Source organism: Nocardioides rubriscoriae, from assembly GCF_008087085.1.
In the GTDB taxonomy this organism is placed as follows: domain Bacteria; phylum Actinomycetota; class Actinomycetes; order Propionibacteriales; family Nocardioidaceae; genus Nocardioides; species Nocardioides rubriscoriae.
The window spans coordinates 457939-482305 of record NZ_VIYJ01000005.1 but is presented as its reverse complement, the minus strand read 5'-3'; the positions used below and the strand labels follow the sequence as shown (position 1 = coordinate 482305).

Genomic DNA, 24367 nt, shown 5'->3' with positions numbered 1-24367 from the left:
CCCCGGGTTACGGTGACGGCATGGGTGCCGAACCGGCTGACGGTGACGTCGTGGCTCTGGAGCCCTCGACCTGGCACCTCTTCGCCGACCTGGTCGAGCGCCAGGGCGGTCTCTTCGGCAGCTGCTGGTGCAGCTGGTTCCACCCCGACTGCGCCGAGCGCGGGGTCACCGCCGACGGCAACCGGGACTTCAAGAAGCGCATGGTCGACGAGGGCATCGCCCACGCGGCCCTCGTCGTGCGCGACGGGCAGGCCGTGGCGTGGGCTGAGTACGGCACCCCCGAGGAGCTGCCGCGCATCCACCACCGCAAGCAGTACGACGCCACGCAGGTCGTGCCCGTCGACTGGCGGGTCACCTGCATCCAGGTCGAGAGGACCCACCGCAGGCAGGGGCTCGCCGAGGTGGCGCTGCGCGGCGCCGTCGACCTGATCGCCGCGGCCGGTGGCGGGGTGGTCGAGGGCTACCCCCACGACCTGACCCTCAAGCGGGAGCAGGGCAAGAAGACCTCGTCGTCGTTCCTCTACAACGGCACCCGCCGGATGTACGAGCGCGTCGGCTTCACCTACGACCGCCCCAAGGGCCAGGGCAACTGCGTGATGCGGCGGGTCGTCGACCCTGCCTGACGGTGGTCGAGGAGCTCCCGCTGAGGAGCGTCACGAGACCGCGTCACCGCAGCCGACGTGGACCAGCCGACCTGCACCTGCGGGGGAGTGGCCTCGTGACGGTTGCTGGCGCAACCTCCTCGACCACCGTGGGTGGGGGTGGCCACCGGAGCTGCCTCACGCGAAGGTCGAGCTCACCACCACGTCGCCGCGGCCGTCGCGCACCTCGAAGCCGGTCGCGTCGGGGCGCAGGACCGCCGAGCTGAGGTTGCAGTGCATCTCGCGAGAGCCGGTCCCGACGAACGCGCCGGCCGGGTAGCGCTTGCCGTCGGTGCCGACGACGTCGACCGAGAACCGGCGGCCGTCGGTGAACCCGGTGGCGGTGAGCTTCACCTCGACGCCCCAGGTGTGGTTGACCAGGGCGGCGTCGGCGGTGACGCCGTCGTCGTAGGCGGCCACGTCGACCTGCTCCATCGGGGGTGCGGGGGCGGCCTGCGGGGTCGCGGGAGCGCCGTCGCGGGTGACGGCCAGACCGGCGACGAGCACGGCCGCCGCGGCGGCACCGGCGACGGCGGCCAGGCCGGCCCGCCGGGCCCACGCCGTACGACGCTCGCGCGCCCCCTCGCGGGCCAGGCGGCCCAGCACGAGCGCGTCGAGCCCCGCCGGGGCGGGCTCGTCGACGCGGGCGGACGCGGAGGCGCGCTTGAGCTCGCCGAGCACCGCGACCGCGGGCAGCAGGTCGTCACGCTCGGCGCGGCATCCGGCGCAGGTGGCGAGGTGGGCCTCGAGGGCCGCTGCCTCGTCGGCGGGCAGGGCGCCGAGCACGTAGGCGCCCAGGTCGGTGCGCAGGGCCTCGTGGTGGGGGTCGCGGGCGCTCATGGCGTCACCTCCATCTCGTCCATCACGATGCGCAGGGCCTTGAGCCCGTAGAACACCCGGCTGCGCAGGGTGGACTCGGGGATCCCGAGCTCGGCGGCGACCTCGGGGTAGGAGCGGTCGGCGAGGTAGGTCTCCTCGATCGCACGGCGGTGGTCGTCGCCGAGGCGGCGCAGCGCTTCCTCCACCAGCACCCTCCTCATCAGCGTCTCCAGGCCGTCGGTGACCCCTGGGGCGCTCTGCTCCAGTGACTCGTGGTCGGACAGACCGCGCAGCCAGGGCCGGGCCGTCCGGGCGCGCTGCGCGTCGATCACCACGTTACGGGCGATCTCGAACAACCAGGTGCGCAGGCTCGCCCGCGACGCGTCGTAGCGGTCCCAGGCCCGCCACGCCCGCAGGAACGTCTCCTGCACGACGTCCTGGGCCGCGCAGGTGTCGCCGAGACCACGCACCGCCAGGCGGTAGATCTCGGCGCCGTGCGCGGCGTAGGCGGCGCGGACCCCGTCGTCGACGGTCAGGGTCGGGACCGGGGTCGCCGGCGACGCGGGTCGAGGGACGCGCAGGGCCACGGGGCTGGTCCCTCCTGGGTCCGGTGCTGGTGGGTGGGGATTCGTGCTGCTCGGGGATACGGATGCCGGACGGTCGCTGTTGAAGTCGGTAGCGTGCGCCGGGTGCAGCCACCGCCACCGTCACCGTCGCCGCCGCCACCCGGGGTGCAGCCGATGCCCGACGACGAGTTCTTCCACTGGTACGGCGCGTGGGAGCCCCTGGACCCGTCGACGATCGGCGCGTTCATGGCTGGTTTCGACCGGCCGTGGTGGATCATCGGCGGCTGGACGATCCACGCGTTCACCGGGGTCGAGCGCGAGCACGACGACCTCGACGTCTCGATGTTCGCCGACGACGCCGAGGCCTTCCGGCTGTTCCTGCACGGGCGCTGGACCCCCTGGAACGTGCACCTGTCCTGGTTGCGCCCCTTCGACGGCCGCTTCACCGACCTCCACCCCGAGAGCCAGCTGTGGGTGCGCGAGCACTCCGGGGCGCCGTGGGTGCTCGACGTGCCCCTCACCCTGTCGACGGCAGGGCCCGACGGCGAGCGGCTGTGGACCAACAAGCGCTTCCACGACCACGTCGCGCCGCTCGACGACGTGACGTGGGTGGCCGACGACGGCCTGCGCCACCTGCGCCCGGAGGTCACGCTGATGATGAAGGCGCGCCTGGACCGGGCCAAGGACCGCGCCGACCTGGAGGCCGCGCTGCCGCTGCTCGACGAGGCCGCCCGCAGCTGGCTGTGGGGGATGGTCGAGCGCGCGCACCCCGGGCACCCGTGGCTGGCGGCGTACGCCGGCTGACCCGCGCGGGCCCGAAGTCCACCGCTCGGGGTGCTGCGCGCGGCGGTGACCAGCGCGGATGCTGGTCTCGTGCGTGCCGCCCGGGCGTGGCGCCGTACTCTGAGAGGTGCGATGACAGTCAAGACCAGCGGGCAGGTGCACTACCTCGACCACGCCGCGACGACCCCGATGGTCGATGCGGCCGTCGAGGCGATGACGACCCACCTGCGCGACGTCGGCAACCCGAGCTCCCTGCACGCCTCGGGCCGCCACGCCCGGCGGGTCGTGGAGGAGTCGCGCGAGACCGTCGCGCAGGCCCTCGACTGCCGTCCCAGCGAGGTGGTCTTCACCTCCGGTGGCACCGAGGCCGACAACCTGGCGCTCAAGGGCATCCACTGGGCGCGCTCGGCCGAGCTCGGCCCGGGCGCCCGCATCATCAGCAGCGCGGTCGAGCACCACGCCGTGCTCGACCCCCTTGACTGGATGCAGCAGGCCGGCGAGGCCGAGGTGTGCCTGCTCGGCGTCGACGCCGTCGGGCGCATCGACCTCGACGAGCTCGACCGGCGGCTCGCCGAGCGGCCCGTCTCGCTGGTCTCGGTGATGTGGGCCAACAACGAGGTCGGCACGCTCCAGCCGATCGACGAGGTCGTCGCGCTGGCGGCCCGCCACGGGGTGCCGGTGCACACCGACGCCGTGCAGGCCCTGGGCTCGGTCCCGCTGGGCTTCGCCGCCTCGGGCGTCGACGCGATGACGGTCACCGGCCACAAGGTCGGCGGCCCGTTCGGTGTCGGCGCGCTCGTCGTACGCCGCGACCTCGGCCTGACCCCGCTGCTGCACGGCGGCGGCCAGGAGCGCGACGTGCGCAGCGGCACCCTCGACACCCCCGCCATCGCCGGCTTCGCCGCCGCCGTCGAGCTCGCGGTCAAGCGGCAGTCCGAGCACGCCGACCACGTCTCCGCGCTGCGCGACCAGCTCGTCAGCCGGGTCCTGGCCGCGGTCCCCGAGGCCCACCTGCACGGCGACCCCCTCGACCGGCTCCCCGGCAACGCCCACCTCGGGTTCCCCGGCTGCGAGGGCGACTCGCTGCTGATGCTCCTCGACGCCCGCGGCATCGAGTGCTCGACCGGCTCGGCGTGCTCGGCCGGCGTCGCCCAGCCCTCCCACGTGCTGCTGGCGATGGGCTGCGCGCCCGAGGCCGCACGCCACTCCCTGCGGTTCTCGTTCGGCCACACCTCCACGCAGGCCGACGTCGACGCGGTCGTCGAGGCGATCGTGCCGGTGGTCGAGCGGGCCCGGGCGGCGCGACGCTCATGAGAGTCGTCGCTGCCATGTCCGGCGGCGTCGACTCCGCGGTGGCCGCAGCCCGCGCGGTCGACGCGGGTCACGACGTCACCGGCATCCACCTGGCCCTGTCGCGCAACCCCGCGTCGTACCGCACGGGCGCGCGGGGCTGCTGCACCATCGAGGACAGCAACGACGCGCGGCGCGCCGCCGACGTCATCGGCATCCCGTTCTACGTCTGGGACCTGTCGGAGCGGTTCCACGACGACGTGGTCGAGGACTTCATGGGCGAGTACGCCGCCGGGCGCACCCCCAACCCGTGCCTGCGCTGCAACGAGAAGATCAAGTTCGCCGCGGTCCTCGAGCGCGCCCTCGCGCTGGGCTACGACGCCGTCGCCACCGGCCACTACGCGCAGCTGGCGCCCGGGCCCGACGGGGTCGTCGAGATGCACCGCGCCGTCGACGACGGCAAGGACCAGTCCTACGTGCTCGGCGTGCTCGACCAGCGCCAGCTGGCCCACTCGCTCTTCCCGCTGGGCGGCTCGACCAAGACCGACGTGCGCGCCGAGGCCGCCCGGCGCGGGCTGCTGGTGGCCGACAAGCCCGACAGTCACGACATCTGCTTCGTCGCCGACGGCGACAACGCCGGCTGGCTGCGCGACAGGCTCGGCGACCGTGCGCCCAATCATGGCGGTCCGATCGTCGACGCCGAGACCGGCGACGAGCTCGGGCGCCACGACGGCACCTACGGCTTCACGATCGGCCAGCGCAAGGGCCTGCGGATCGGCCGGCCCGCGCCCGACGGCAAGCCCCGTTTCGTGCTCGACATCGAGCCGGTCTCCGGCACCGTCACCGTCGGGCCCCACGAGCGCCTCGCCGTACGCCGCCTCACCGGCATCCGACCGCGCTGGTGCGGCGCCGCGCCGACGCGGCTGCGCGGCACGGTCCAGCTGCGGGCGCACGGGCGCGAGCTGCCCGCCACCGTCGTCGTCGACGCACCGGACGGCGAGGTCTCGATCGAGCTGCACGAGCCGGCGTACGGCATCGCACCGGGGCAGGCCGCGGTCGTCTACGACGGCACCCGCGTCGTCGGCTCGGCGACGATCGCGACGACGGGCGCCTGATGGCCACCGCCACCGGCGTCGGGTCGATGCCCGGCGACGACCTCGCCGAGATTCAGAAGCTCGTCCTCGACGAGCTCGCCGACGCGATGCCCCACCTCGTCGAGCTGCCCGCGCGCGGCATCCACTCGGGCATGGTGGGCCGGTCGCTGGCCCTGCTCGACACCCTCGGCGTCGACCTCCAGCCCGCCGGGTGGCGCCTCACCGACGCCGCGGGCGTCGACCACCGCCGGGCGCGCAGCCGCCTGGCCCAGGACCTCGACGTCCTCGAGGAGCAGGCCCAGGGCTGGGAGGGCCCGTTCAAGGTGCAGGTCGCCGGCCCGTGGACCCTCGCCGCCACCGTCGAGAAGCCGCGCGGCGACAAGGTGGTCAGCGACCACGGTGCTCGACGCGAGCTCGCGCAGGCCTTCGCCGAGGGCGTGCGCGACCACGTGCGCGACGTTCGGCGCCGCGTGACCGGCGCCGGTCCGCTGGTCGTGCAGGTCGACGAGCCCGCCCTGGCCGCCGTGGCCGGGGGAGGGGTCCGCACCGCGTCCGGCTTCGGGCGCCACCGCGTCGTCCACCCGCCCGAGATCACCGAGCACCTGGGGTGGGTCCTCGAGGCGATCGCCGCCGAGGGTGCGGTGCCGTGGGTGCACTCCTGCGCCCCCGAGACCCCGCTCGACCTGCTGCGGCGCGCCGGCGCCCGGGGCCTGGTCGTCGACCTGTCGGTGGTCGGCGCCGGTGACCACGACGTGCTCGCGACCGCGCTCGAGGCGCGCGAGACCGTGGTGCTCGGCGTCGTGCCTTCCCTCGACCCCGAACGGCCCGGCGACGTCACCGACACCTGGGTCGTCGACCGCGTCGTCCGCTGGCTCGACCTGGTGGGCCTCGACCCCGAGGTCGTGGGCCCCCTGCTCGGCGTCGCCCCGGCCTGCGGGACCGCGGGTGCGTCCCACGACTGGGCCCGCCGGGCGCTGGTGCTCGCGCGCCAGGCCGCCGGTCACCTGCCGGGGTAGTCCCTGACGCGACGAACGGCCGGCCACCTCCCGCGAGGGAGGCGACCGGCCGTCGTACGCCGGGTCCGGGCCGACCGTTGGGGAGGATCAGCCGACGTGGACCGGCGCGCCCTCGGGGCCGTCGGTGGCCAGCTCGTCGTGCTTGACGCGCAGCTGGGTGAAGATCACCAGCGAGGCCGCGAGCATCATGATGGAGCCCACCAGGAACGCCGCGGTGGCGCCGTCGGTGAAGGTCGACTGGAACACCGCGGCGTCGAGGAACGTCATGTCGGTGCCGGGGATGGCGGCGTTGGCCTGGTCGCCCAGGCCCTGGGCCAGCGGCCCGGCGACCTCGTCGGTACGGCTGTTGACCGCCGAGAGGGCGACCGTGCCGAGCAGGGCCAGGCCGAGGGCGCCGCCGACCTGCTGCATGGTGTTGAGCACGCCGGAGCCGATGCCGGAGTCCTCGGTGCGCAGGTGGTGGACCGCGGTGAGGGTCAGCGGCACGAAGGTCAGGCCCATGCCGATCGACATCAGCACGATGAACGGGAAGATGCTGGCCCAGTAGTTGACGTCGCCGCCGATGGTGCCGCCGTTGCCGAGCGCCTCCAGGACACGACCGGGGGCGTCGTCGACGCTGATCGTCGAGAACGCGAACAGCGAGGTCGCGGCGAGCAGGGTGCCGACGCCGGAGAGCCAGCGCGGGTCGACCCGGTTGATGAGGTTGGACGACAGGGCCGCGCCGGTGACGATGCCGAACGAGAACGGCAGGAACGCGAAGCCGGCCCGCAGCGAGGAGTAGCCCATGACCTGCTGGATGAACAGGCTCAGGAAGTAGAACATCGCGAACATCGCGGCCGGGGCCAGCATCATGGCGACGAAGCTCGTCGCGCGGGTGCGGTTCTGGAAGATCCGGATCGGCAGCAGCGGGTGGGTGACCCGCGACTCGATGACGCCGAACGCGACGAGCAGCGCCACCCCGGCGGCGAGGGCGGCGATGGTGCCGGGGTCGCCCCAGCCGTACTGCTCCTCGCCGGCACGGGTCAGGCCGTAGACCAGGCCGAGCAGGCCGAGGGTGCCGGTGATCGCCCCGGGGATGTCGAGCTGGCCGGGGTGCGACTCGGACTCGCGCAGGAAGCGGGGCGCGAGCAGGGCCGCGATGATGCCGATCGGCACATTGATGAGGAAGGTCAGGCGCCAGCCGCTGAGGTCGAGGCCGAAGACGGAGTCGAGCCCGGTGAGCCAGCCGCCGAGGATGAGGCCGACGGCCGCGCCGGCGCCGGACATGGCGGCGTAGACCGCGAAGGCGCGGTTGCGGGCGGGACCGGCCGGGAAGGTCGTGGTGATCAGCGCGAGCGCGGCCGGGCCGGCCATCGCCGCGCCGAGGCCCTGCAGGGCGCGTGAGCTGAGCAGCATGGCCTCGTTCTGGGCCAGGCCGCCGATGGCGGAGGCGACGGCGAACGTGACCAGGCCGATCATGAAGAGTCGACGGCGTCCGTAGAGGTCGCCGAGGCGGCCGCCGAGCAGCAGCAGCCCACCGAAGGCCAGGGCGTAGCCGGTGACGATCCAGGTCAGGTTGGCGCCGGAGATGTCGAGGTCGGCGCCGATGTAGGGCAGGGCGATGTTGGTGATGGTGCCGTCGAGCACCACCATCAGCTGGGCGATCGAGATCAGCACGAGCGCCCACCCGAGGTGGAGGTCCTTGCTGCCAGCGACGGCCTCGTCCGGGGCGGTGGCCTCGGACTTGGAGAGGTCGGTCATGAGTCTTCCTTCGTGTGCGGGTGGGAGTGGTGGGGCCCGACGGCGACGGCGGGCAGGACGATCTGGTCGAGGACGCGGGTGATGAAGTCGGGGTCGGGCGGGGCGCCGAGCATGAAGTGGCGGTGCAGGACGATGCCGGGCAGCGCGGGCGCCACCAGGTCGATGTCGATGTGCGGGGGGATCTCGCCGCGGGCCTTGGCCCGCACGAAGATCTCGCGGGTGGCGGCGAGCTTGGGGCCGATGAAGTCGCGCCGGAAGAGCTCGGCGAACTCCTCGTCGCGGCTGATGGCGGTGATGACGCTGCCGAGGATGGCGGTCTGGCGTTGGTCGGTCAGCCCGCCCATGCCGCAGTAGGTGCCGAGCAGGTCGCCGCGCAGGGTGCCGGTGTAGGGCTGGGGCGGCGCCTGCTTCTGCGAGATCAGCGCGTCGATGACCAGCAGCGCCTTGGAGCTCCACCGGCGGTAGAGCGTGGCCTTGGACGCGCGCGCCGCGGCGGCGACCGCGTCCATGGTGAGCCGGTCGTAGCCGACGTCGGCGAGGACGTCGAGCGCGGCGTCGAGGATCTCCTGCTCGCGGTCACCCTCGACGCGAGGTCGGGAGACGACCTCGGAGGCCGACGTGCCGACGGTGGGAGCCATGTGTGTCCTTGGTCACTCGATGGAACGGAACCGTTTCGTTCCATCAAGAGAGTACGGATCCGTTTCATTCCCGGTCAAACGACTTTTCGGTGAACGGATCCGCGGCGCGGTCAGGACAGCAGGGACAGGCAGCCCTCGGTGGCGACGGCGTTCCACTGCGGCACCCGGCGGAACATGTAGTGCCCGACCCGGCCCATGTCGCGGAAGGTCGTCTGCGCGGCCACCGGCTCGGCGCGGCGCAGGAAGGCCCGGGTCTGGCGGGCCGAGGTGATCTTGTCGGTGCGGCCGTGGGCGGCGAGCACGCGCTTGCCGCGCAGCGCGTCGACCGGGTCCTCGGGCATCCACCACGGGGCGAGCGCGACCACGCCGACCACCGACGGGTCGTCAGCGACGTAGGCCGCGGTGCGCCCGCCCATCGAGTGCCCGAGCAGCACGACCGGCACCTCGCCGAGCTCACGGCGTACGTGGTCGAGCGCCCGGCGCGCGTCGACCACGGGGGCGCCGCCGTTCCACCCGCGCACGCGGTAGCGCAGCAACCACGTGCCGACGCCCTGCGCGTGCAGGTCGGGGGTGATCGAGCGCTGCATCGCCGCCATCCGCTTCCACGAGGCGCTGCGCCCGTCGACCGGCTGCTGGCTGGCCTGCTTGCCGCCGTGCAGCACGAGCACGAGGGCCCGCTGGCCGTCGACGTCGAGCCGGGTGAACGCCGCGGCGTCGAGGTCGTCGTGGGGAGAGGTCTCGGGCACGACGCGGGTTCGGAGGCACGGGCGGGGCCGGATGGGTGAGACCGCTCACCCCGCCGTACGGTCGAGGGACGGTCGCGGGACTGTCGGTGGGGGACGGCAGGATGGGCCCGTGCCCGACCAGCCCGACCCGACACCCACCGCCGCGACCGACGAGGCCCGCGAGGAGCACCGTGCCCTGTCCGAGCAGGTCGAGGACGCCCGGTGGCGCTACTACGTGCTCGACGACCCGACGCTGTCCGACGCCGACTTCGACCAGCGGCTGCGGCGGCTGGAGGAGCTCGAGGAGGAGTTCCCCGAGCTGCGCACGCCCGACAGCCCGACCCAGACCGTCGGGGGAGCAGTGGCCACCGAGTTCACCGCGGTCGACCACCTGCAGCGCATGGAGAGCCTCGACAACGCGTTCTCCTACGACGAGCTGGCCGCCTGGCACACGCGTCTGTCGCGCGACGGGGTCGAGGCGCCGGCGCTGCTGTGCGAGCTCAAGGTCGACGGCCTGGCGATCAACCTGCTCTACGAGAAGGGTCGCCTGGTCCGGGCGCTGACCCGCGGCGACGGCCGCACCGGCGAGGACGTCACGCCCAACGTCAAGACCATCGACTCGATCCCGCACCGGCTCGTCGCCAGCGACGAGCACCCCGTGCCCGACCTGCTCGAGGTCCGCGGCGAGGTGTTCCTGCCCGGAGAGGCCTTCGAGCGGCTCAACGCCTCCATGGTCGACGCCGGCAGGCCGATGTTCGCCAACCCCCGCAACGCCGCTGCGGGGTCGTTGCGCCAGAAGGACCCGCGGGTCACCGCGACCCGCGCCCTGGGCATGGTCTGCCACGGGATCGGCGCGCGCGAGGGCTTCGAGCCGGCCACCCAGTCGGGCGCCTACGCCGCGCTCGCGGCGTGGGGGCTGCCGACGTCCGACCTGGTGCGGGTGCTGCCGAGCCTCGAGGCCGTGCAGGGGTTCATCGAGGACGCCGGCGAGCGCCGCCACACGATCGCGCCCTACGAGATCGACGGCGTGGTGGTCAAGGTCGACGACGTCTCGCTGCAGCGCCGGCTGGGCTCGACGTCGCGGGCGCCGCGGTGGGCGATCGCGTTCAAGTACCCGCCGGAGGAGGTCAACGCCAAGCTGCTCGACATCCGCGTCAACGTCGGGCGCACCGGCCGCGTCACTCCCTTCGGCGTCATGGAGCCGACGCTGGTGGCCGGGTCCACCGTCGAGAACGCGACCCTCCACAACGCCCACGAGGTCAAGCGCAAGGACGTGCGCCCGGGCGACACCGTCATCCTGCGCAAGGCCGGCGACGTGATCCCCGAGATCCTCGGGCCGGTGCTCGCGCTGCGCCCCGAGGGCCTGGCCGAGTGGGTGATGCCCACCGAGTGCCCTGCGTGCGGCACACCCCTGGCCCAGCAGAAGGAGGGTGACAAGGACCTGCGCTGCCCCAACCACGAACGCTGCCCCGCGCAGGTCCGCGAGCGGGTCTTCCACGTGGCCGGCCGGGGGGCCTTCGACATCGAGGGCCTCGGCTACGAGGCCGCCGCGGCGCTGCTCGACGCCGGCGTCATCCGCAACGAGGGAGACGTCTTCGGCCTGACCGAGGCCGACCTGCTGCGCACCGAGCTGTTCACCCGCGCCGCCAAGAAGGACGAGGCGGGCGACGCCGGACCGGGGGCAGGGCGAGTGGTGTCGGCCAACGGGCAGCGGCTGCTGGTCAACCTCGACCGGGCCAAGCAGGTGCCGTTGTGGCGCGTGCTCGTCGGGCTCTCCGTGCGCCACCTGGGCCCGAGCGCAGCCCGGGCCCTGGCCACCGAGTTCGGCTCGATGGCCGCCATCCGCGAGGCCACCGAGGAGCAGCTGGCCGCCGCCGAGGGCGTCGGGCCCACGATCGCCGCGGCCGTGATCGCGTGGTTCGACGTCGACTGGCACCGCGCGATCGTCGACTCCTGGGAGGCCGCCGGTGTCGCCATGGCCGACGAGCGCGACGAGTCCGTGCCCCGCACCCTCGAGGGGCTCACCGTCGTGGTCACCGGCTCGCTGGTCGACTTCAGCCGCGACTCGGCCAAGGAGGCGATCCTGGCCCGCGGCGGCAAGGCGTCCGGCTCGGTGTCGAAGAAGACCGACTTCGTCGTCGTGGGCGACAACGCCGGCACCAAGGCCGACAAGGCCGAGCAGCTCGGCGTCCCCGTGCTTGACGAGGACGGGTTCAAGGCGCTCCTCGCCGAGGGCCCGCCCGTCGCCGACCCCAACGGGTGAGCGTGGCCGATAACCCCACGCGGTCGCGTCGGGACTGACAGGGTCACCCCATGACGACTTCTCGCAGCTCCCGCACCCTGCTCGCCTCCGCCGTCGCCGCGACGGTCCTCGCCGGTGCCCTGTCGGCACCCGCTGAGGCCGCCGGGCCCCGCCTGCGACCGGTGGTCACCAAGTACGCCGCCACCGTCGCTGCCTGCAAGACCGTCGTCGACGGGGGTGACCGCGTCCGGCTGTCGGTACGCCTCGACAACAACAGCAACGGGCAGCGCTCGAGCACCACCGCGATCCTGCGCGACGGCGAGCCGACCGGCAAGCGTCTCGACATCCCCTACCTGCGACCCGGCACGAGCTCGAAGGTCCGGTCGATCACCTTCGACCGGGGTGGCCGGGTCACCGTCTACTTCGGCATCAACGCCGAGCAGTACGGCGGCGGCCCCACCATCGCCCTGTCGACGGTCCGCGCCTGCTGAGCCTCGTCGTCACCGGCCGCCCACCACGGTGACCCGGGCGTCGGGGTCGACGGGCGCCGGCGTCGAGGTGCAGGCGCCGGTGGTCGGCTCGCACACCGTGAGCTCGCCACCACGCAGCGCGAAGACCGAGCCGTCCGAGGTCCACCCGGGGAACAGGAAGCGGTCGAGCAACGGGTACGACGCGCCGGTGGTCAGGTCGTGCAGCGTCATCTCCAGGGTGCCGCGGCTGCGCAGGGTGCGGATGCTGGACTCGACCGCCGAGCGTCCGTCCGGCGACAGGAACAGCTGGGTCGTCCGGTCCTGGCGCGGGTCGCGCTCCAGGACGGTGTCGCCCGAGGCCAGGTCGACGACCCGGTCGTCGGTGACGCCGAGCCCGTCGACGACGTCGTCGTAGGACCGCACGCCCGAGGTGACCTGGCCCGTGCGCCAGTCGACGACCAGCTCGGACGGGTTCGTCCTCACGTAGACGAGGTCGCCGTCGAGGGACACGTGGCCCAGCGAGTGCTCCTGCGCACCCGGCAGCGGGATCGAGGCGACCTCGCGGTCGCGCACGACGTCGTGGACCACCACCGACAACCCGCCGGGCCCGACGCGCGTGTAGGCGAGGTAGGGCTGGTCGGCGTCGGCGGCGTACCCCGGCCCCCGGGTCACCAGGTCCAGCGGCCGGGCCCGACCGTCGGGGGTGATGAGCGTGTAGCGCCCCGCAGTGGTGTTGTCGGTGATGCCGAGGTCGTCGCCGTGCCGCGCGACGACGCCGGCCGAGACCGGGAGCAGCGCCTCGACGACCTGGTCGTCGACGGTGACCGTACGACCGTCGCCGAGGTGGACGGTCGCGTCCTCGGAGTAGACCGTGCCGTAGGCGGCCGTGCCGACGTCGGGCGAGGTGGACGTCGGGGCGGCCGGTGCCGGCGCCGAGGGCCGCGACCCTGCCGGGACCACCAGGGCGATGCCGGCGACCACGGCCACCACCGCGGCGACGGCTCCGGTCGCGGCGGCCTGCCGGCGTCGGCGCAGGCCCCGGCCGCGGGCCAGCACGGCGTCGGCGGGGGCCGGGGGGACGACGAGGCCGTCGGCCTCGTCGTGCAGCAGCAGGGCGAGTCGGTCAGTCATGGTGTGCTCCCAGGGTCTGCGGGACGGCCTCGTCGCCGAGCAGCGCGCGCAGCGTGGCGAGGGCGTCGGAGGTCTGGCTCTTGACGGTGCCCTCGGTGACCCCGAGGGCGGTGGCGGTGTCGGCGACGCTGAGGTCGTCGTAGAAGCGCAGGACGACGACCGCGCGCTGGCGTGGGGCCAGCCGGGCGAGCGCAGCGACCAGCGTCGGCCGGTCGGTCGGGTCGTGCTCGTGCCCGGGCCGGTCGGGCAGGGTCTCGGTCGGTCGCTCGTTGCGCCACGACCGGCGCCGGAACCAGGAGGTGGCGGTGTTGACCAGGGTGGTGCGGGCGTAGGCCGGTGCGGCCTCGAGGTCGCGCACCTTCGACCACGACGCGTAGGTCTTGGCCAGCGCGGTCTGCACGAGGTCCTCGGCCTCGGCGGCGTCGCCGAGCAGGAGGTACGCCGTGCGGTAGAGCCCGGGCCAGCAGGCGTGCACCAGCTCGGTGTAGTCGGCGTCGGTCGGTGGTGGCATCGGGAGGCTCCGCAGCTCGTCAGGTCGGTCAACCGTAGAGATGCGCCGGGCCCGGGATCGGTTGGCCCTCACTACGATCCTTGCCGTGAGCACCCCCGCCGTACCCGGTCGCGACCCGATCGCCGAGGCCCGCCGCCAGTGGCGCGCCCACGGCTGGGACGACGCGGCCGAGGGGATGGCCGCGGTCACGTCGGTGATGCGCGCCCAACAGCTGCTGCTCACCCAGATCGACGGCCTGCTGCGGCCCTTCGGGCTGACCTTCGCCCGCTTCGAGCTGCTGCGGCTGCTGAGCTTCGCCTCCGAGCAGCGGATGACGATGTTGCGCGCCGGGCACCGCCTCCAGGTGCACCCGACGTCGCTGACCAGCCTCGCCGCGCGGCTCAAGGACGACGGCCTGATCGACCGCGTCATCAACCCCGACGACGGTCGCTCGGCCATCCTCGTGCTGCTGCCGGCGGGCCTCGAGCTCGTCGAGCAGGCCACGGCGGCGCTCAACGAGCAGGTCTTCGAGCAGGTCGGTCTCAGCCCCGACGACATCGCGACGCTCGTCGAGATCCTCGGGCGCTTCCGCGCCGGCCGCGGCGACTACGCGACGTAGCCCCCAACGCGTCGACCCGTCGCGTCTACGCGACGGGTCGACGAGTTCGGCCGGTGACCCGTCGCGTAGACGCGACGGGTCGGCGTGGGTCAGCGGCCGAGCAGCTGGCGGGCCATGACGACGCGCTGGATCTGGTTGGTGCCCTCGTAGATCTGGGTGATCTTGGCGTCGCGCATCATCCGCTCGGCGGCGAAGTCCTGGGTGTAGCCGGAGCCGCCGAGCAGCTGGACGGCGTCGACGGTGATCTCCATGGCGGCGTCGGAGGCGTAGCACTTGGCGGCTGCGCCGAAGAACGACAGGTCGGGATCGTCGCGCTCGGACTTGGCGGCGGCGACGTAGACCATCTGGCGTGCGGTCTCGAGCTTCATCGCCATGTCGGCGAGCATGAACTGGATGCCCTGGAAGTCGGCGACGCGCTTGCCGAACTGCTGGCGCTGCTTGACGTAGTCGACCGCGAGGTCGAGGGCGCCCTGGGCGATGCCGACGGCCTGGGCGCCGATGGTGACGCGGGTGTGGTCGAGGGTGCGCAGCGCGAGGGGGAGGCCGGTGCCGGGCTCGCCGATGATGCGGTCGCCGGGGATGCGGACGTTGTCGAAGATCAGTTCGCGGGTGGGGGAGCCCTTGATGCCGAGCTTGCGCTCCTTGGCCCCGAAGGAGAAGCCCTCGTCGCCCTTCTCGACGACGAAGGCGCTGATGCCCTTGCCGCGCCCCGCGTCGGGGTCGGTGACGGCCAGGACGGTGTAGAACTCCGAGACCCCGGCGTTGGTGATCCACGACTTCTGGCCGTTGAGCACCCAGTCGTCGCCGTCGCGCACCGCGCGGGTCCTCATCGAGGCGGTGTCGGAGCCGGCGTCACGCTCGGACAGGCCGTAGGAGAAGCCATCGCCGGCGGCCAGGCGCGGGAGGTACTTCTGCTTGAGCTCCTCCGACGCGCCGAGGATGACCGGCATCGAGCCGAGCTTGTTGACCGCGGGGATCAGCGACGACGAGGCGCAGCCGCGGGCGACCTCCTCGATGACGATGCAGGTGGCCAGCGCGTCGGCGCCGACGCCGTCGTAGGCCTCGGGCACGTGCGGGGCGTGGAAGTCCGAGGCGACCAGCGCGTCGTGCGCCGCCTGGGGGTAGGTCGCGGTCTCGTCGACCTCGGCGGCGTACGGCGTCACCTTGTCGGCGACCAGGTCGCGCACCGCGGCGCGCAGCTCCTCGTGGTCGTCGCTGGTGCGGAACAGGTCGAACTGCGTGCCGGTCATCTTCATCGCCCCTGAAACTCGGTATCGTCGCGGTGAGACCCAGTTTCACACGCGGAGTGGAGAATCCCAACATGACGTCCTCGCGTGAGCGCATGGTCGAGGCGGCGTTCGCCCTCTTCGACGAGCAGGGGTACGACGCCACGACGGTCGAGGAGATCGTCGAGCGGGCGGGGGTGAGCCGGTCGACGTTCTTCCGGGCCTTCGGGTCCAAGGAGGACGTGATCTTCCCGCGCCACGACGACCTGCAGGCGCGGATCGCGGCCCGGCTCGAGACCGGCACGCCCGCCTCCTACCGGGTCGCGCTGCGTGAGGCAGCGGCGCTGGTCCTGGCGCAGTACCTCGACGAGGACCAGCTCGCGCTCAGCCGCTACCGGCTGACCCGGTCGGTGCCGGCGCTGCGCGACCGCGAGATCGCCAGCATGCTGGGCTACCAGCGGCTCTTCCGCGAGCACGCCCGGCGCTGGCTGGCCGAGCTCGGCGGCCCCGACGTCGACCTGCACGCCGAGCTGCTCGCGGCCTCGGTCGTCACGGCCCACAACGTGGTGCTGCGCCGGTGGCTGCGCGGCGAGACCGCCGATCCGTGGCACGAGTTCGACGACGCGATGGCCAGCGTGCTCGCGCCGGACGCGAGCGGGCCGGCCGCCCAGCAGGGCACCACGGTGGTGGTGCTGCAGGACGACCGGCCCGTCGAGGAGGTCGTGGCCTCGGTGCGCGAGGCGCTCAGCCGGCCAGCTTCCCGGCGACGGTGAGGACCCGGGTGACCAGGTGGTCGAGCGCGGCGTTGTCGGTGTCGTCGAGCTCGCCACCGCCACCGGTGACCTTGCCGACGCCGTAGGGGTTGCCGTCCTGGAACTTCACGCCGTCGGTGTAGCCCGGCGGCACGATGATCCCGCCGAAGTGGGCGTAGGTGGTGGTCATGGCCTCGAGGGTCGTCTCCTGGCCGCCGTGCAGTGTCGAGCTGGAGACGAACGACGCGTAGACCTTGTCGGCCAGCTTGCCCTGCTGCCACAGCGGGCCGAGGGTGTCGATGTAGGACTGCAGCTGGCTGGTGACGTGGCCGTAGCGGGTCGGCGAGCCGAAGATGGCGGCGTCGGCCCAGTCGAGGTCGTCGGGCGTGGCGACCGGCTGGTCGGCGACCGAGGCGGCGTGGGCGGCCCACGCCTCCACGCCCTGCACCACGTCGTCGGGCGCCGTCTCGCGCACGCGGCGCAGGCGCACCTCGGCGCCCAGGCCCTCGGCGGTCGTGGCAAGGCGCTGGGCCATCGCGTGGGTGGAGCCGAATCCGGAGTAGTAGATGATCGCGAGCTTCGTCATGGGGCCACGATCACAGGAGATCGATGAAACTTAAATCACCCAGGGGGAGGTGACGTTCTCCTAAGGTCGTCGTGTGCGCGACGACGACCTCCTGGCCCTGCAGTCCCTCGCGTCGCGCACGTGGACGCGCGCCGCCCGCCACCACCCGGGTCAGCTCGCGTGGAGCGCGCGGTACGCCGAGTCGACCTCCGACGTGGTGCGCACCTGGGTCGAGGACGGCCGGGTCGTCGGCTGGGGCTGGGCCGAGGAGCCCGACTGGCTCGAACTGTGCGTGGACAGCACGCACCCCTGGGCCACCGACGTGGCCCGCGAGGTGGTCGCGTGGTTCCTCGACCAGACGCCGGCCGAGGTCACCCGCACGATGGTGCTGGCCTCCGAGCACCTGCTGCTGACCGTGCTCGGCGAGGCGGGGTTCGTGCCGGAGAAGGGCCCGTGGTTCACCCACCACCACCTCGACCTCGCCCGGCTGCGCCCGGTGCCGGACGTGCCGGGCTACCGGCTGCGCGCGGTGCAGTCGGGCGAGGCGGCTCCGCGCGCCGCCTGCCACCGGGCCGCCTGGACGCCGCCCGGCGGTTCGTCGCAGGTCACCACGGCGGCGTACGACGCCCTGATGGCCACCCCGCCCTACCGCGCCGACCTCGACCGGGTCGCGATCGCCGCCGACGGCTCCTGGGTCGCCTCGTGCCTGGTCTGGCTCGACGACGCGACCGGGGTCGCCCTGGTCGAGCCGGTCGGCTGCGCACCGGAGCACCAGCGGCGCGGGCTGGCCAGCGCCGTCAGCCTCGCCGCGCTGGCCGCCGCCCGGGCGGCGGGGGCCACCCAGGCGCTGGTCTGCCCGCGCGGCGACCAGGACCACCCCGTCCCGGCCGTGCTCTATCGCGGCCTCGGCTTCGAGCCGGGGGAGCGCACCGTCACGCTGGTGCGGGAGTAGGCACCACCAACGGCGGTTGAGGTGCGAGCGCAGCGAGCCTCGAGACCCCGGCAGGTGCCGCTCGACCCGACCTGATGCTGCGGTGGTCTCGAGGCTCGTCGCCAGGGCTCCTCGCACCTCGACCGACGTGGCTCAGCCCGTGGCGCCGAACTGCTCGACCCGGATCGCCGAGGCGCGCATGCCGGCCTCGCCGAGCACCCGGGTCGCGAACGACGCGAAGCCGACCGACCCGCAGACGTAGGCCGCCTCGGCCGGCGTGGGCAGATCCACGAGGTCGCGCACCTCCTCGGGGTACGGCGGCGCCGCGACCCGGCTGCCGAGGTTCTCGCGGGTCAGCGCCACGAACGCCCCGGCGGCCAGCAGCTCCTCGGCGTAGGGCAGCTCGTCGAGGGTGCGTCCCACCGCGACCACCCGCAGCCGGTCGGCCCGACCGGTGCGGGCGGCGTACCGCAGCATCGAGACGATCGGCACGATGCCGCTTCCCCCGCCGATGGCGACGGCCGTCGTCTCGCCGGACCAGGTGAACCAGCCACCGAGCGGGCCGCGCACCTCGAGCACGTCACCGACCTCGGCCACGTCGTGCAGGTGGCCCGACACCTCGCCGTCGGGCATCCGCTCGACCATCAGCTCGACCAGCGGGTCGGCCGGGTCGGAGGCGATCGAGTAGGAGCGCTGGGCGGTGTAGCCGTCGGGGGCACGCAGGCGTACGACGTAGTGCTGGCCCGGTAGGGCCTGCTGCCGGTCGGCCACGTCGAGGCGAAGCCGCGTCAGACGGCCGTCGGGGCGGTCGATCTCGGCGATCGTCGCGGTGGTCCAGGCGGTCCGGGTGGTCGTCTCCCTCACGGGTCGCCCTGGTAGCGCTGCTCGAGCCACGGGTCGCCGCGGTCGTGGTAGCCGTTGCTCTCCCAGAAGCCCGGCCGGTCCTGCGCCATCAGCTCCAGGCGGGTGACCCACTTGGCCGACTTCCAGAAGTAGAGGTGGGGCACCAGCAGTCGCACCGGCCCGCCGTGCTCGTCGCTCAGCGGCTTGCCGTCGGCCTCCCACACCACCCACGCCTTGCCGCCGCGTACGTCGTCGAGCGGCAGGTTGGTCGTGTAGCCGGTGGTCGCGTGCGCCATGACGTACGCCGCCTCGGGCAGCGGTCCGGCGGCCGCGAGCAACGTGTCGACGCTGACCCCGCTGAAGGTGGTGTCGAAGCGGCTCCAGGTCGTCACGCAGTGGATGTCGCCTGCGTAGGTGTCGCCGGGCAGCGCGTGCAGCTCGCGCCACGACCACGTGCGCGGGGTGCCGACCAGGCCGTCGACGGTGATCGACCACTGCTCGGGGTCGAGGTGCGGGGTGACCTCGGCGGTCAGCGTGGGCCACTGGCCGCCGGTGTCGTACTGGCCGGGAGGCAGGCGGTCGGAGCGACCGGCCGCCTCGGCGCGGCGCTTGCCGGTGAATCCGCGGGTGACGGGCATGGGCCCATCGTGCCAGCGTCAGCCTCGACGCAGTGCGGCACTAGGCTCACCCCCATGCCTGAGATCACCCGAGACGAGGTCGCCCACCTGGCGACGCTCGCCCGGATCGACCTGGACGACGCCGAGCTCGACCACCTCGCGCCCCAGCTGTCGGTCATCCTCGAGTCCGTGGCCTCGATCAGCGCCGTGGCCGGTGACGACGTGCCCCCCACGTCGCACGCCCTGCCGCTGACCAACGTCTTCCGCGACGACGTCGTCGTGCCCGGGCTCACGCCCGAGCAGGCGCTGTCGGGCGCGCCCGAGCAGGAGCAGCAGCGCTTCGCCGTCCCGCGGATCCTGGGGGACGAGCAGTGATGGACGCGATCCTCCGCAGCACCGCCGCCGAGATGGTCGCCGCGCTCGCCGACGGCACGACCACCTCGGTCGCGCTCACCCAGGCCCACCTCGACCGCATCGCCGAGGTCGACGGCGCGGTCCACGCCTTCCTCCACGTCGACGCCGAGGGCGCGCTGGCCCAGGCGGCCGCCGCCGACGAGCGCCGGGCCTCCGGCGCGACCGCGTCACCGCTCGACGGCGTCCCGATCGCGGTCAAGGACGTGCTGGCGACCGAGGGGCTGCCGACCACGTGCGGTTCCAAGATCCTCGAGGGCTGGGTGCCGCCGTACGACGCCACGGTGGTCGCGCGGCTGCGCGCCGCCGGCCTGCCGATCCTCGGCAAGACCAACATGGACGAGTTCGCGATGGGCTCCTCCACCGAGCACTCCGCCTACGGTCCGACCCACAACCCGTGGGACCTCGACCGCATCCCCGGTGGGTCCGGCGGCGGCTCCGCGGCCGCGGTCGCGTCGTTCGAGGCGCCCCTGGCCCTCGGCACCGACACCGGCGGCTCGATCCGCCAGCCCGGCGCGGTCACCGGAACCGTCGGGGTCAAGCCGACCTACGGCGGCGTCTCGCGCTACGGCCTGGTGGCCCTGGCCAACTCGCTCGACCAGGTCGGCCCCGTCACCCGGACCGTGCTCGACTCGGCGCTGCTCCACGAGGTCATCGGTGGCCACGACCCGCGTGACTCGACGTCGGCCGACGTACCCCTGCCCGACCTGGTCGGCGCGGCCCGCCAGGGCGCCGACGGCGACCTGTCCGGCGTCAGGGTCGGCGTCATCAGCGAGCTGTCCGGCGACGGCTGGCAGCCCGGCGTGATGGCGCGCTTCCAGGAGTCGGTCGACCTGATGGTCTCGATGGGCGCCGAGGTCGTCGAGGTGTCGTGCCCGACGTTCGTGCACGCCCTGGCGACCTACTACCTCATCCTGCCGGCCGAGGCGTCGAGCAACCTCGCGAAGTTCGACGCGATGCGCTACGGCCTGCGGGTGCTGCCCGAGGGCATCGACTCGCCGTCGGCCGAGGAGGTCATGCGCGCCACCCGCGACGCCGGCTTCGGCGACGAGGTCAAGCGCCGCATCATCCTCGGCACCTACGCGCTGTCCAGCGGCTACTACGACGCCTACTACGGCCAGGCCCAGAAGGTGCGCACCCTGATCTCGCGCGACTTCGACGCCGCGTTCGAGAAGGCCGACGTGCTGCTGTCGCCGACCGCGCCGACCACGGCGTTCAAGCTCGGCGAGAAGCTCGACGACCCGCTGGCGATGTACCTCAACGACCTCGCCACCATCCCCGCCAACCTCGCCGGCGTCCCCGGCATCTCGGTGCCCAGCGGCCTGGCCGACGAGGACGGCCTGCCCGCCGGCCTGCAGGTGCTCGCCCCGGCCCTGGCCGACGACCGCGTCTACCGCGTCGGCGCCGCCCTCGAGGCCGCGCTGCTCGACCGGTGGGGCGGCCCGCTGCTCGACAAGGCCCCCGTCCTGGAAGGACCCCGCTGATGGCCACCTCCACCCGTCAGGCTGACGCCCTGGTCGACTTCGACGCCGTGCTGGCGTCGTACGACCCGGCCCTGGGCCTCGAGGTCCACGTCGAGCTCAACACCAACACCAAGATGTTCTGCGGGTGCCCCGCGGTCTTCGGCGGCGAGCCCAACACGCAGGTCTGCCCGACCTGCCTGGGCCTGCCGGGCGCGATGCCGGTGGTCAACCGCAAGGCCGTCGAGTCGGCGATCCGGATCGGGCTGGCGCTCAACTGCGACATCGCCGAGTGGTGCCGCTTCGCGCGCAAGAACTACTTCTACCCCGACATGCCCAAGAACTTCCAGACCTCCCAGTACGACGAGCCCATCGCCTTCGACGGCTGGATGGACGTCGAGGTGGGCGGCGAGACGGTGCGCGTCGAGATCGAGCGCGCCCACATGGAAGAAGACACCGGCAAGTCGCTGCACGTCGGTGGCGCCACCGGCCGCATCCACGGCGCCGACTACTCCCTGGTCGACTACAACCGCGCTGGCATCCCCCTGATCGAGATCGTCACCCGCCCGATCGTCGGCGCCGGCGCCAAGGCCCCTGAGATCGCCCGGGCCTACGTCGCCCAGCTGCGCGACCTGATCGTCGCCCTGGCCGTCTCCGAGGCCCGGATGGACCAGGGCAACCTGCGCGCCGACGTCAACCTGTCGCTGGCCCCGAAGGGCTCCGGGGTGCTCGGCACCCGCACCGAGACCAAGAACGTCAACTCGTTCCGCTCCGTCGAGCGGGCCGTGCGCTACGAGATGCAGCGCCACGCCGCGATCCTGGACGGCGGCGGCTCGATCCTGCAGGAGACGCGCCACTGGCACGAGGACACCGGCGTCACCACGTCGGGTCGCGAGAAGTCCGACGCCGACGACTACCGCTACTTCCCCGAGCCCGACCTCGTGCCCGTCGCCCCCTCGCGCGACTGGGTCGACGAGCTGCGCGGCACCCTGCCGGAGAACCCCACGGTCAAGCGCACCCGGCTGCAGGCCGAGTGGGGCTTCACCGACCTCGAGATGCGCGACACCGTCGGCGCCGGCGCGTTCGGCCTGGTCGAGGAGACCGTCGCCGCTGGCTGCGCCCCGCAGGCCGCCCGCAAGTGGTGGCTCACCGAGCTCGCGCGGCGCGCCAACGAGTCGGGCGTCGACATCGCCGACCTCGGCGTCTCGCCCGCGACCGTGGCCGAGGTGCAGGCGCTGGTCGAGGCCGGCACCATCAACGACAAGCTCGCCCGCCAGGTCTTCGACGGCCTGCTCGCCGGCGAGGGCACCCCCGCCGAGATCGTCGCGGCCCGCGGGCTCGAGATGGTCTCCGACGAGGGCGCGCTGGGCGCCGCGGTCGACAAGGCCATCGCCGACAACCCCGACGTGGCCCAGAAGATCCGTGACGGCAAGGTCGCCGCGGCCGGCGCCCTCATCGGTGCGGTCATGAAGGAGATGCGCGGCCAGGCCGACGCCGGGCGCGTGCGCGAGCTGGTGCTCGAGCGGTTGGGCTGAGCATCCGGTTGCCCGATCCGAGATTTCCCCGGCTGACCGGGGATACCTGAAGTTGATGGGCAATGTATTGCCCAACAAGTTCAGATTTCCCCGGCCGACCGGGGAAATCTCAGGTCGCTCAGCGCGGTCCCGCCACTAACCCTCGGCGAGCGTCTTCTTCTGCACCTTGCCCATGGCGTTGCGTGGCAGCGCGTCGACCATCACGACGGCCCGCGGGCGCTTGTGCCACGACAGCCGCGAGCCCACGAGCGCGACGAGCTCGTCCTCGAGGCCGGGGGAGCCGGACCCGACGACGTAGGCCACGATCCGCTGGCCCAGGTCGTCGTCGGGCACGCCGACGACGGCGACCTCGTCGACGGCCGGGTGCTCGAGGAGCACCGCCTCGACCTCGCCGGCACCGACGCGGTAGCCGCCGGTCTTGATGAGGTCGGTCGACTCGCGGCCCACGATGCGGTGCCAGCCGTCGTCATCGACGACGGCGAGGTCGCCGGTGGCGAACCAGCCGTCCGCGTCGAGGTCGGGGGTGGGGCGGCCCAGGTAGCCCGACATCACCGACGGACCGCGCACCTCGAGGCGACCCATGCCCTCGGCGTCCGCCGCGACGAGCCGCGTCTGCGTCGACCCGACAGGTCGACCGACCCACCCGGCGCGCGGCGGCTCGTCGACGCGGGCGCTGAGCGTGATGCCGGTCTCGGTCATGCCGTAGCGCTCCCGCGGCGCCAGCCCGGTCAGCGACTCGAGCGCGGTGAACGTCGTGACCGGCAGCGGCGCGCTGCCCGACACGAGCAGCCGGGCCCGGCGCAGCGCGTGCGCCGACGCGGGCGAGCCGACGAGCCGGTGCCAGACGGTCGGGACGCCGAAGTAGACCGAGCCGGTCGCGCCGGCGTAGGCCTCGGGGGAGGGGCGCACGGTGTGCACGAGGGGTGAGCCGACGCGCAGCGGCCCGAGCAGGCCGAGCACCAGGCCGTGCAGGTGGAACAGCGGCAGCCCGTGCACCAGGACGTCGTCAGGGGTCCAGGCCCAGGCCTCGGCGAGGCCGTCGAGGCAGGCGGCCAGGGACCGCCCGGTGTGGGGCACGCCCTTGGGCAGCCCGGTGGTGCCGGAGGTGTAGAGGACCAGCGCCGTCGCGTCGGGGTCGTACGCCGCCGGGTCGCCCGCCCGGGCGGCCACCCCGGGCAGCCCCCCGCCCAGCCCGGCGGGGCCCACCCAGGCTGCGGCACCGGAGTCGCGCAGCACGTGCTCGCGCTCGACCGGCCCGCTGTCGGGCGGCACGGGCACGACCGGCACGCCGCTCAGCAGCCCGGCGACGACGGCGACCACCGTCTCGACCGAGGCCGTGGCGTGCACCGCCACCGGGCCCCCGGCCTCGCGCAGCCCGCCGGAGAGCCGGCCGGCGGCCTCCAGCAGGCCGTCGCGCGACAGCACGGCGTCGCCCAGGGTGAGCAGGGCCGGCCGGTCGGGGCCGGTCGGGTCGGTCAGCGCGTCGAGCACCTCGGCACTCTCGCACGATGGTCTCGACTAACCGGGCCCGGTCCGGCCGGGATAGGCTCCGGGCGAATCATTCATCACGCCCGTGGTGGGGAAAGCCGGTCCGAGTCCGGCGCTGACCCGCAACCGTAGGTGGACGGTCCTCGATCACTGGAGGGGCGCCCACGAGCCGGAGCTCCTGCCACGACGCGTCGCACCACATCGCTGTCGTGGAAAGCAGCGGGTGTTTCCTGGCCGCGACCAGGGGTCGCCCGCTGTGTGCAGCGGGAAGGATC

General features: G+C 73.4%; 25 protein-coding genes. 13 read left to right on the top strand and 12 right to left on the bottom strand.

Annotated elements, in window-relative coordinates:
* Nucleotides 1–20: 20 nt before the first annotated feature.
* A complete protein-coding gene (locus FZC61_RS11860) occupies nucleotides 21–623 on the top strand; it encodes a GNAT family N-acetyltransferase (protein ID WP_148614361.1) in 603 nt (200 codons plus the stop codon).
* A gap of 156 nt (nucleotides 624–779) precedes the next feature.
* On the opposite strand, the gene FZC61_RS11855 is transcribed toward FZC61_RS11860, so the two are convergent.
* Together FZC61_RS11855 and FZC61_RS11850 are read right to left on the bottom strand one after the other, a co-directional pair.
* The gene (locus FZC61_RS11855) at nucleotides 780–1481 is read right to left on the bottom strand and encodes a zf-HC2 domain-containing protein (RefSeq protein WP_148614360.1); all 702 of its coding nucleotides are present in this window, start codon (nucleotides 1479–1481) and stop codon (nucleotides 780–782) included.
* Nucleotides 1478–2047 carry a sigma-70 family RNA polymerase sigma factor gene (locus tag FZC61_RS11850; protein ID WP_246142645.1) on the bottom strand — a complete coding sequence of 190 codons (570 nt, stop codon included), beginning with the start codon at nucleotides 2045–2047 and terminating at the stop codon, nucleotides 1478–1480. Before FZC61_RS11850 ends, FZC61_RS11855 begins: the two co-directional genes overlap by 4 nt.
* Nucleotides 2048–2200: 153 nt before the next feature.
* Here FZC61_RS11850 and FZC61_RS11845 point away from each other — a divergent pair, with 153 nt between their 5' ends.
* The 4 genes from FZC61_RS11845 to FZC61_RS11830 all read left to right on the top strand — a co-directional run bounded on the left by FZC61_RS11845 (nucleotide 2201) and on the right by FZC61_RS11830 (nucleotide 6209).
* Nucleotides 2201–2830, top strand: coding sequence for a nucleotidyltransferase domain-containing protein (locus FZC61_RS11845; RefSeq protein ID WP_148614359.1), 630 nt, complete (start codon nucleotides 2201–2203; stop codon nucleotides 2828–2830).
* Nucleotides 2831–2941: 111 nt separating this feature from the next.
* On the top strand, nucleotides 2942–4123 hold the full coding sequence (locus FZC61_RS11840) for a cysteine desulfurase family protein (RefSeq protein WP_211357214.1): 1182 nt from the start codon (nucleotides 2942–2944) through the stop codon (nucleotides 4121–4123).
* The gene (gene mnmA, locus FZC61_RS11835; protein WP_148614358.1) at nucleotides 4120–5214 is read left to right on the top strand and encodes a tRNA 2-thiouridine(34) synthase MnmA; all 1095 of its coding nucleotides are present in this window, start codon (nucleotides 4120–4122) and stop codon (nucleotides 5212–5214) included. The genes FZC61_RS11840 and mnmA overlap by 4 nt, the downstream gene beginning before the upstream one ends.
* Nucleotides 5214–6209 carry a uroporphyrinogen decarboxylase/cobalamine-independent methonine synthase family protein gene (locus tag FZC61_RS11830; protein ID WP_148614357.1) on the top strand — a complete coding sequence of 332 codons (996 nt, stop codon included), beginning with the start codon at nucleotides 5214–5216 and terminating at the stop codon, nucleotides 6207–6209. Before mnmA ends, FZC61_RS11830 begins: the two co-directional genes overlap by 1 nt.
* 87 nt (nucleotides 6210–6296) lie before the next feature.
* Here the strand turns inward: FZC61_RS11830 and FZC61_RS11825 are convergent, their stop codons facing one another.
* The 3 genes from FZC61_RS11825 to FZC61_RS11815 all read right to left on the bottom strand — a co-directional run bounded on the left by FZC61_RS11825 (nucleotide 6297) and on the right by FZC61_RS11815 (nucleotide 9333).
* Nucleotides 6297–7949, bottom strand: coding sequence for an MFS transporter (locus FZC61_RS11825; RefSeq protein ID WP_148614356.1), 1653 nt, complete (start codon nucleotides 7947–7949; stop codon nucleotides 6297–6299).
* Nucleotides 7946–8587 (bottom strand): TetR/AcrR family transcriptional regulator, encoded by a 642-nt coding sequence (locus tag FZC61_RS11820; protein ID WP_148614355.1) that lies wholly within the window; start codon nucleotides 8585–8587, stop codon nucleotides 7946–7948. The genes FZC61_RS11825 and FZC61_RS11820 overlap by 4 nt, the downstream gene beginning before the upstream one ends.
* A gap of 110 nt (nucleotides 8588–8697) precedes the next feature.
* Nucleotides 8698–9333, bottom strand: coding sequence for an alpha/beta hydrolase (locus FZC61_RS11815; RefSeq protein WP_148614354.1), 636 nt, complete (start codon nucleotides 9331–9333; stop codon nucleotides 8698–8700).
* A gap of 31 nt (nucleotides 9334–9364) precedes the next feature.
* Between FZC61_RS11815 and ligA the strand changes: the two genes are divergently transcribed.
* The gene (gene ligA / locus FZC61_RS11810) at nucleotides 9365–11575 is read left to right on the top strand and encodes an NAD-dependent DNA ligase LigA (protein WP_148614353.1); all 2211 of its coding nucleotides are present in this window, start codon (nucleotides 9365–9367) and stop codon (nucleotides 11573–11575) included.
* A gap of 50 nt (nucleotides 11576–11625) precedes the next feature.
* Nucleotides 11626–12045, top strand: coding sequence for a hypothetical protein (locus FZC61_RS11805; protein ID WP_148614352.1), 420 nt, complete (start codon nucleotides 11626–11628; stop codon nucleotides 12043–12045).
* A gap of 9 nt (nucleotides 12046–12054) precedes the next feature.
* On the opposite strand, the gene FZC61_RS11800 is transcribed toward FZC61_RS11805, so the two are convergent.
* A complete protein-coding gene (locus FZC61_RS11800) occupies nucleotides 12055–13155 on the bottom strand; it encodes a hypothetical protein (RefSeq protein WP_148614351.1) in 1101 nt (366 codons plus the stop codon).
* Nucleotides 13148–13666 (bottom strand): SigE family RNA polymerase sigma factor, encoded by a 519-nt coding sequence (locus FZC61_RS11795; RefSeq protein WP_148614350.1) that lies wholly within the window; start codon nucleotides 13664–13666, stop codon nucleotides 13148–13150. The genes FZC61_RS11800 and FZC61_RS11795 overlap by 8 nt, the downstream gene beginning before the upstream one ends.
* A gap of 85 nt (nucleotides 13667–13751) precedes the next feature.
* On the opposite strand from FZC61_RS11795, the gene FZC61_RS11790 reads away from it, so the two are divergent.
* Entirely contained in the window at nucleotides 13752–14264 is a 513-nt protein-coding gene (locus FZC61_RS11790) for a MarR family winged helix-turn-helix transcriptional regulator (RefSeq protein ID WP_246142643.1), read from the top strand.
* Between the two features lie 89 nt (nucleotides 14265–14353).
* Here the strand turns inward: FZC61_RS11790 and FZC61_RS11785 are convergent, their stop codons facing one another.
* Nucleotides 14354–15514, bottom strand: a complete 1161-nt coding sequence (locus FZC61_RS11785; RefSeq protein WP_148614348.1) for an acyl-CoA dehydrogenase family protein — start codon at nucleotides 15512–15514, stop codon at nucleotides 14354–14356.
* A 71-nt stretch (nucleotides 15515–15585) separates the two neighbouring features.
* Here FZC61_RS11785 and FZC61_RS11780 point away from each other — a divergent pair, with 71 nt between their 5' ends.
* Entirely contained in the window at nucleotides 15586–16263 is a 678-nt protein-coding gene (locus tag FZC61_RS11780; protein ID WP_148614347.1) for a TetR/AcrR family transcriptional regulator, read from the top strand.
* Here the strand turns inward: FZC61_RS11780 and wrbA are convergent.
* Complete coding sequence (wrbA, locus tag FZC61_RS11775; RefSeq protein ID WP_148614346.1) at nucleotides 16235–16828, bottom strand: NAD(P)H:quinone oxidoreductase; 594 nt, start codon at nucleotides 16826–16828, stop codon at nucleotides 16235–16237. The genes FZC61_RS11780 and wrbA overlap by 29 nt on opposite strands.
* Nucleotides 16829–16901: 73 nt before the next feature.
* On the opposite strand from wrbA, the gene FZC61_RS11770 reads away from it, so the two are divergent.
* The gene (locus FZC61_RS11770; RefSeq protein WP_148614345.1) at nucleotides 16902–17759 is read left to right on the top strand and encodes a GNAT family N-acetyltransferase; all 858 of its coding nucleotides are present in this window, start codon (nucleotides 16902–16904) and stop codon (nucleotides 17757–17759) included.
* Between the two features lie 132 nt (nucleotides 17760–17891).
* On the opposite strand, the gene FZC61_RS11765 is transcribed toward FZC61_RS11770, so the two are convergent.
* Both FZC61_RS11765 and FZC61_RS11760 read right to left on the bottom strand, forming a co-directional pair.
* A complete protein-coding gene (locus FZC61_RS11765; RefSeq protein WP_246142642.1) occupies nucleotides 17892–18602 on the bottom strand; it encodes an FAD-binding oxidoreductase in 711 nt (236 codons plus the stop codon).
* Complete coding sequence (locus tag FZC61_RS11760; RefSeq protein WP_148614344.1) at nucleotides 18599–19219, bottom strand: sulfite oxidase-like oxidoreductase; 621 nt, start codon at nucleotides 19217–19219, stop codon at nucleotides 18599–18601. Before FZC61_RS11760 ends, FZC61_RS11765 begins: the two co-directional genes overlap by 4 nt.
* 54 nt (nucleotides 19220–19273) lie before the next feature.
* Here FZC61_RS11760 and gatC point away from each other — a divergent pair, with 54 nt between their 5' ends.
* The 3 genes from gatC to gatB are packed head-to-tail and all read left to right on the top strand — an operon-like array spanning nucleotide 19274 to nucleotide 22604.
* Nucleotides 19274–19573, top strand: a complete 300-nt coding sequence (gene gatC, locus FZC61_RS11755; protein WP_148614343.1) for an Asp-tRNA(Asn)/Glu-tRNA(Gln) amidotransferase subunit GatC — start codon at nucleotides 19274–19276, stop codon at nucleotides 19571–19573.
* Nucleotides 19573–21093 (top strand): Asp-tRNA(Asn)/Glu-tRNA(Gln) amidotransferase subunit GatA, encoded by a 1521-nt coding sequence (gene gatA / locus FZC61_RS11750; RefSeq protein WP_148614342.1) that lies wholly within the window; start codon nucleotides 19573–19575, stop codon nucleotides 21091–21093. Before gatC ends, gatA begins: the two co-directional genes overlap by 1 nt.
* Complete coding sequence (gatB, locus tag FZC61_RS11745; RefSeq protein ID WP_148614341.1) at nucleotides 21093–22604, top strand: Asp-tRNA(Asn)/Glu-tRNA(Gln) amidotransferase subunit GatB; 1512 nt, start codon at nucleotides 21093–21095, stop codon at nucleotides 22602–22604. Before gatA ends, gatB begins: the two co-directional genes overlap by 1 nt.
* A 135-nt stretch (nucleotides 22605–22739) precedes the next feature.
* Here gatB and FZC61_RS11740 read toward each other — a convergent pair whose 3' ends face one another.
* Nucleotides 22740–24095 (bottom strand): AMP-binding protein, encoded by a 1356-nt coding sequence (locus FZC61_RS11740; protein WP_148614340.1) that lies wholly within the window; start codon nucleotides 24093–24095, stop codon nucleotides 22740–22742.
* Between the last annotated feature and the right edge of the window lie 272 nt (nucleotides 24096–24367).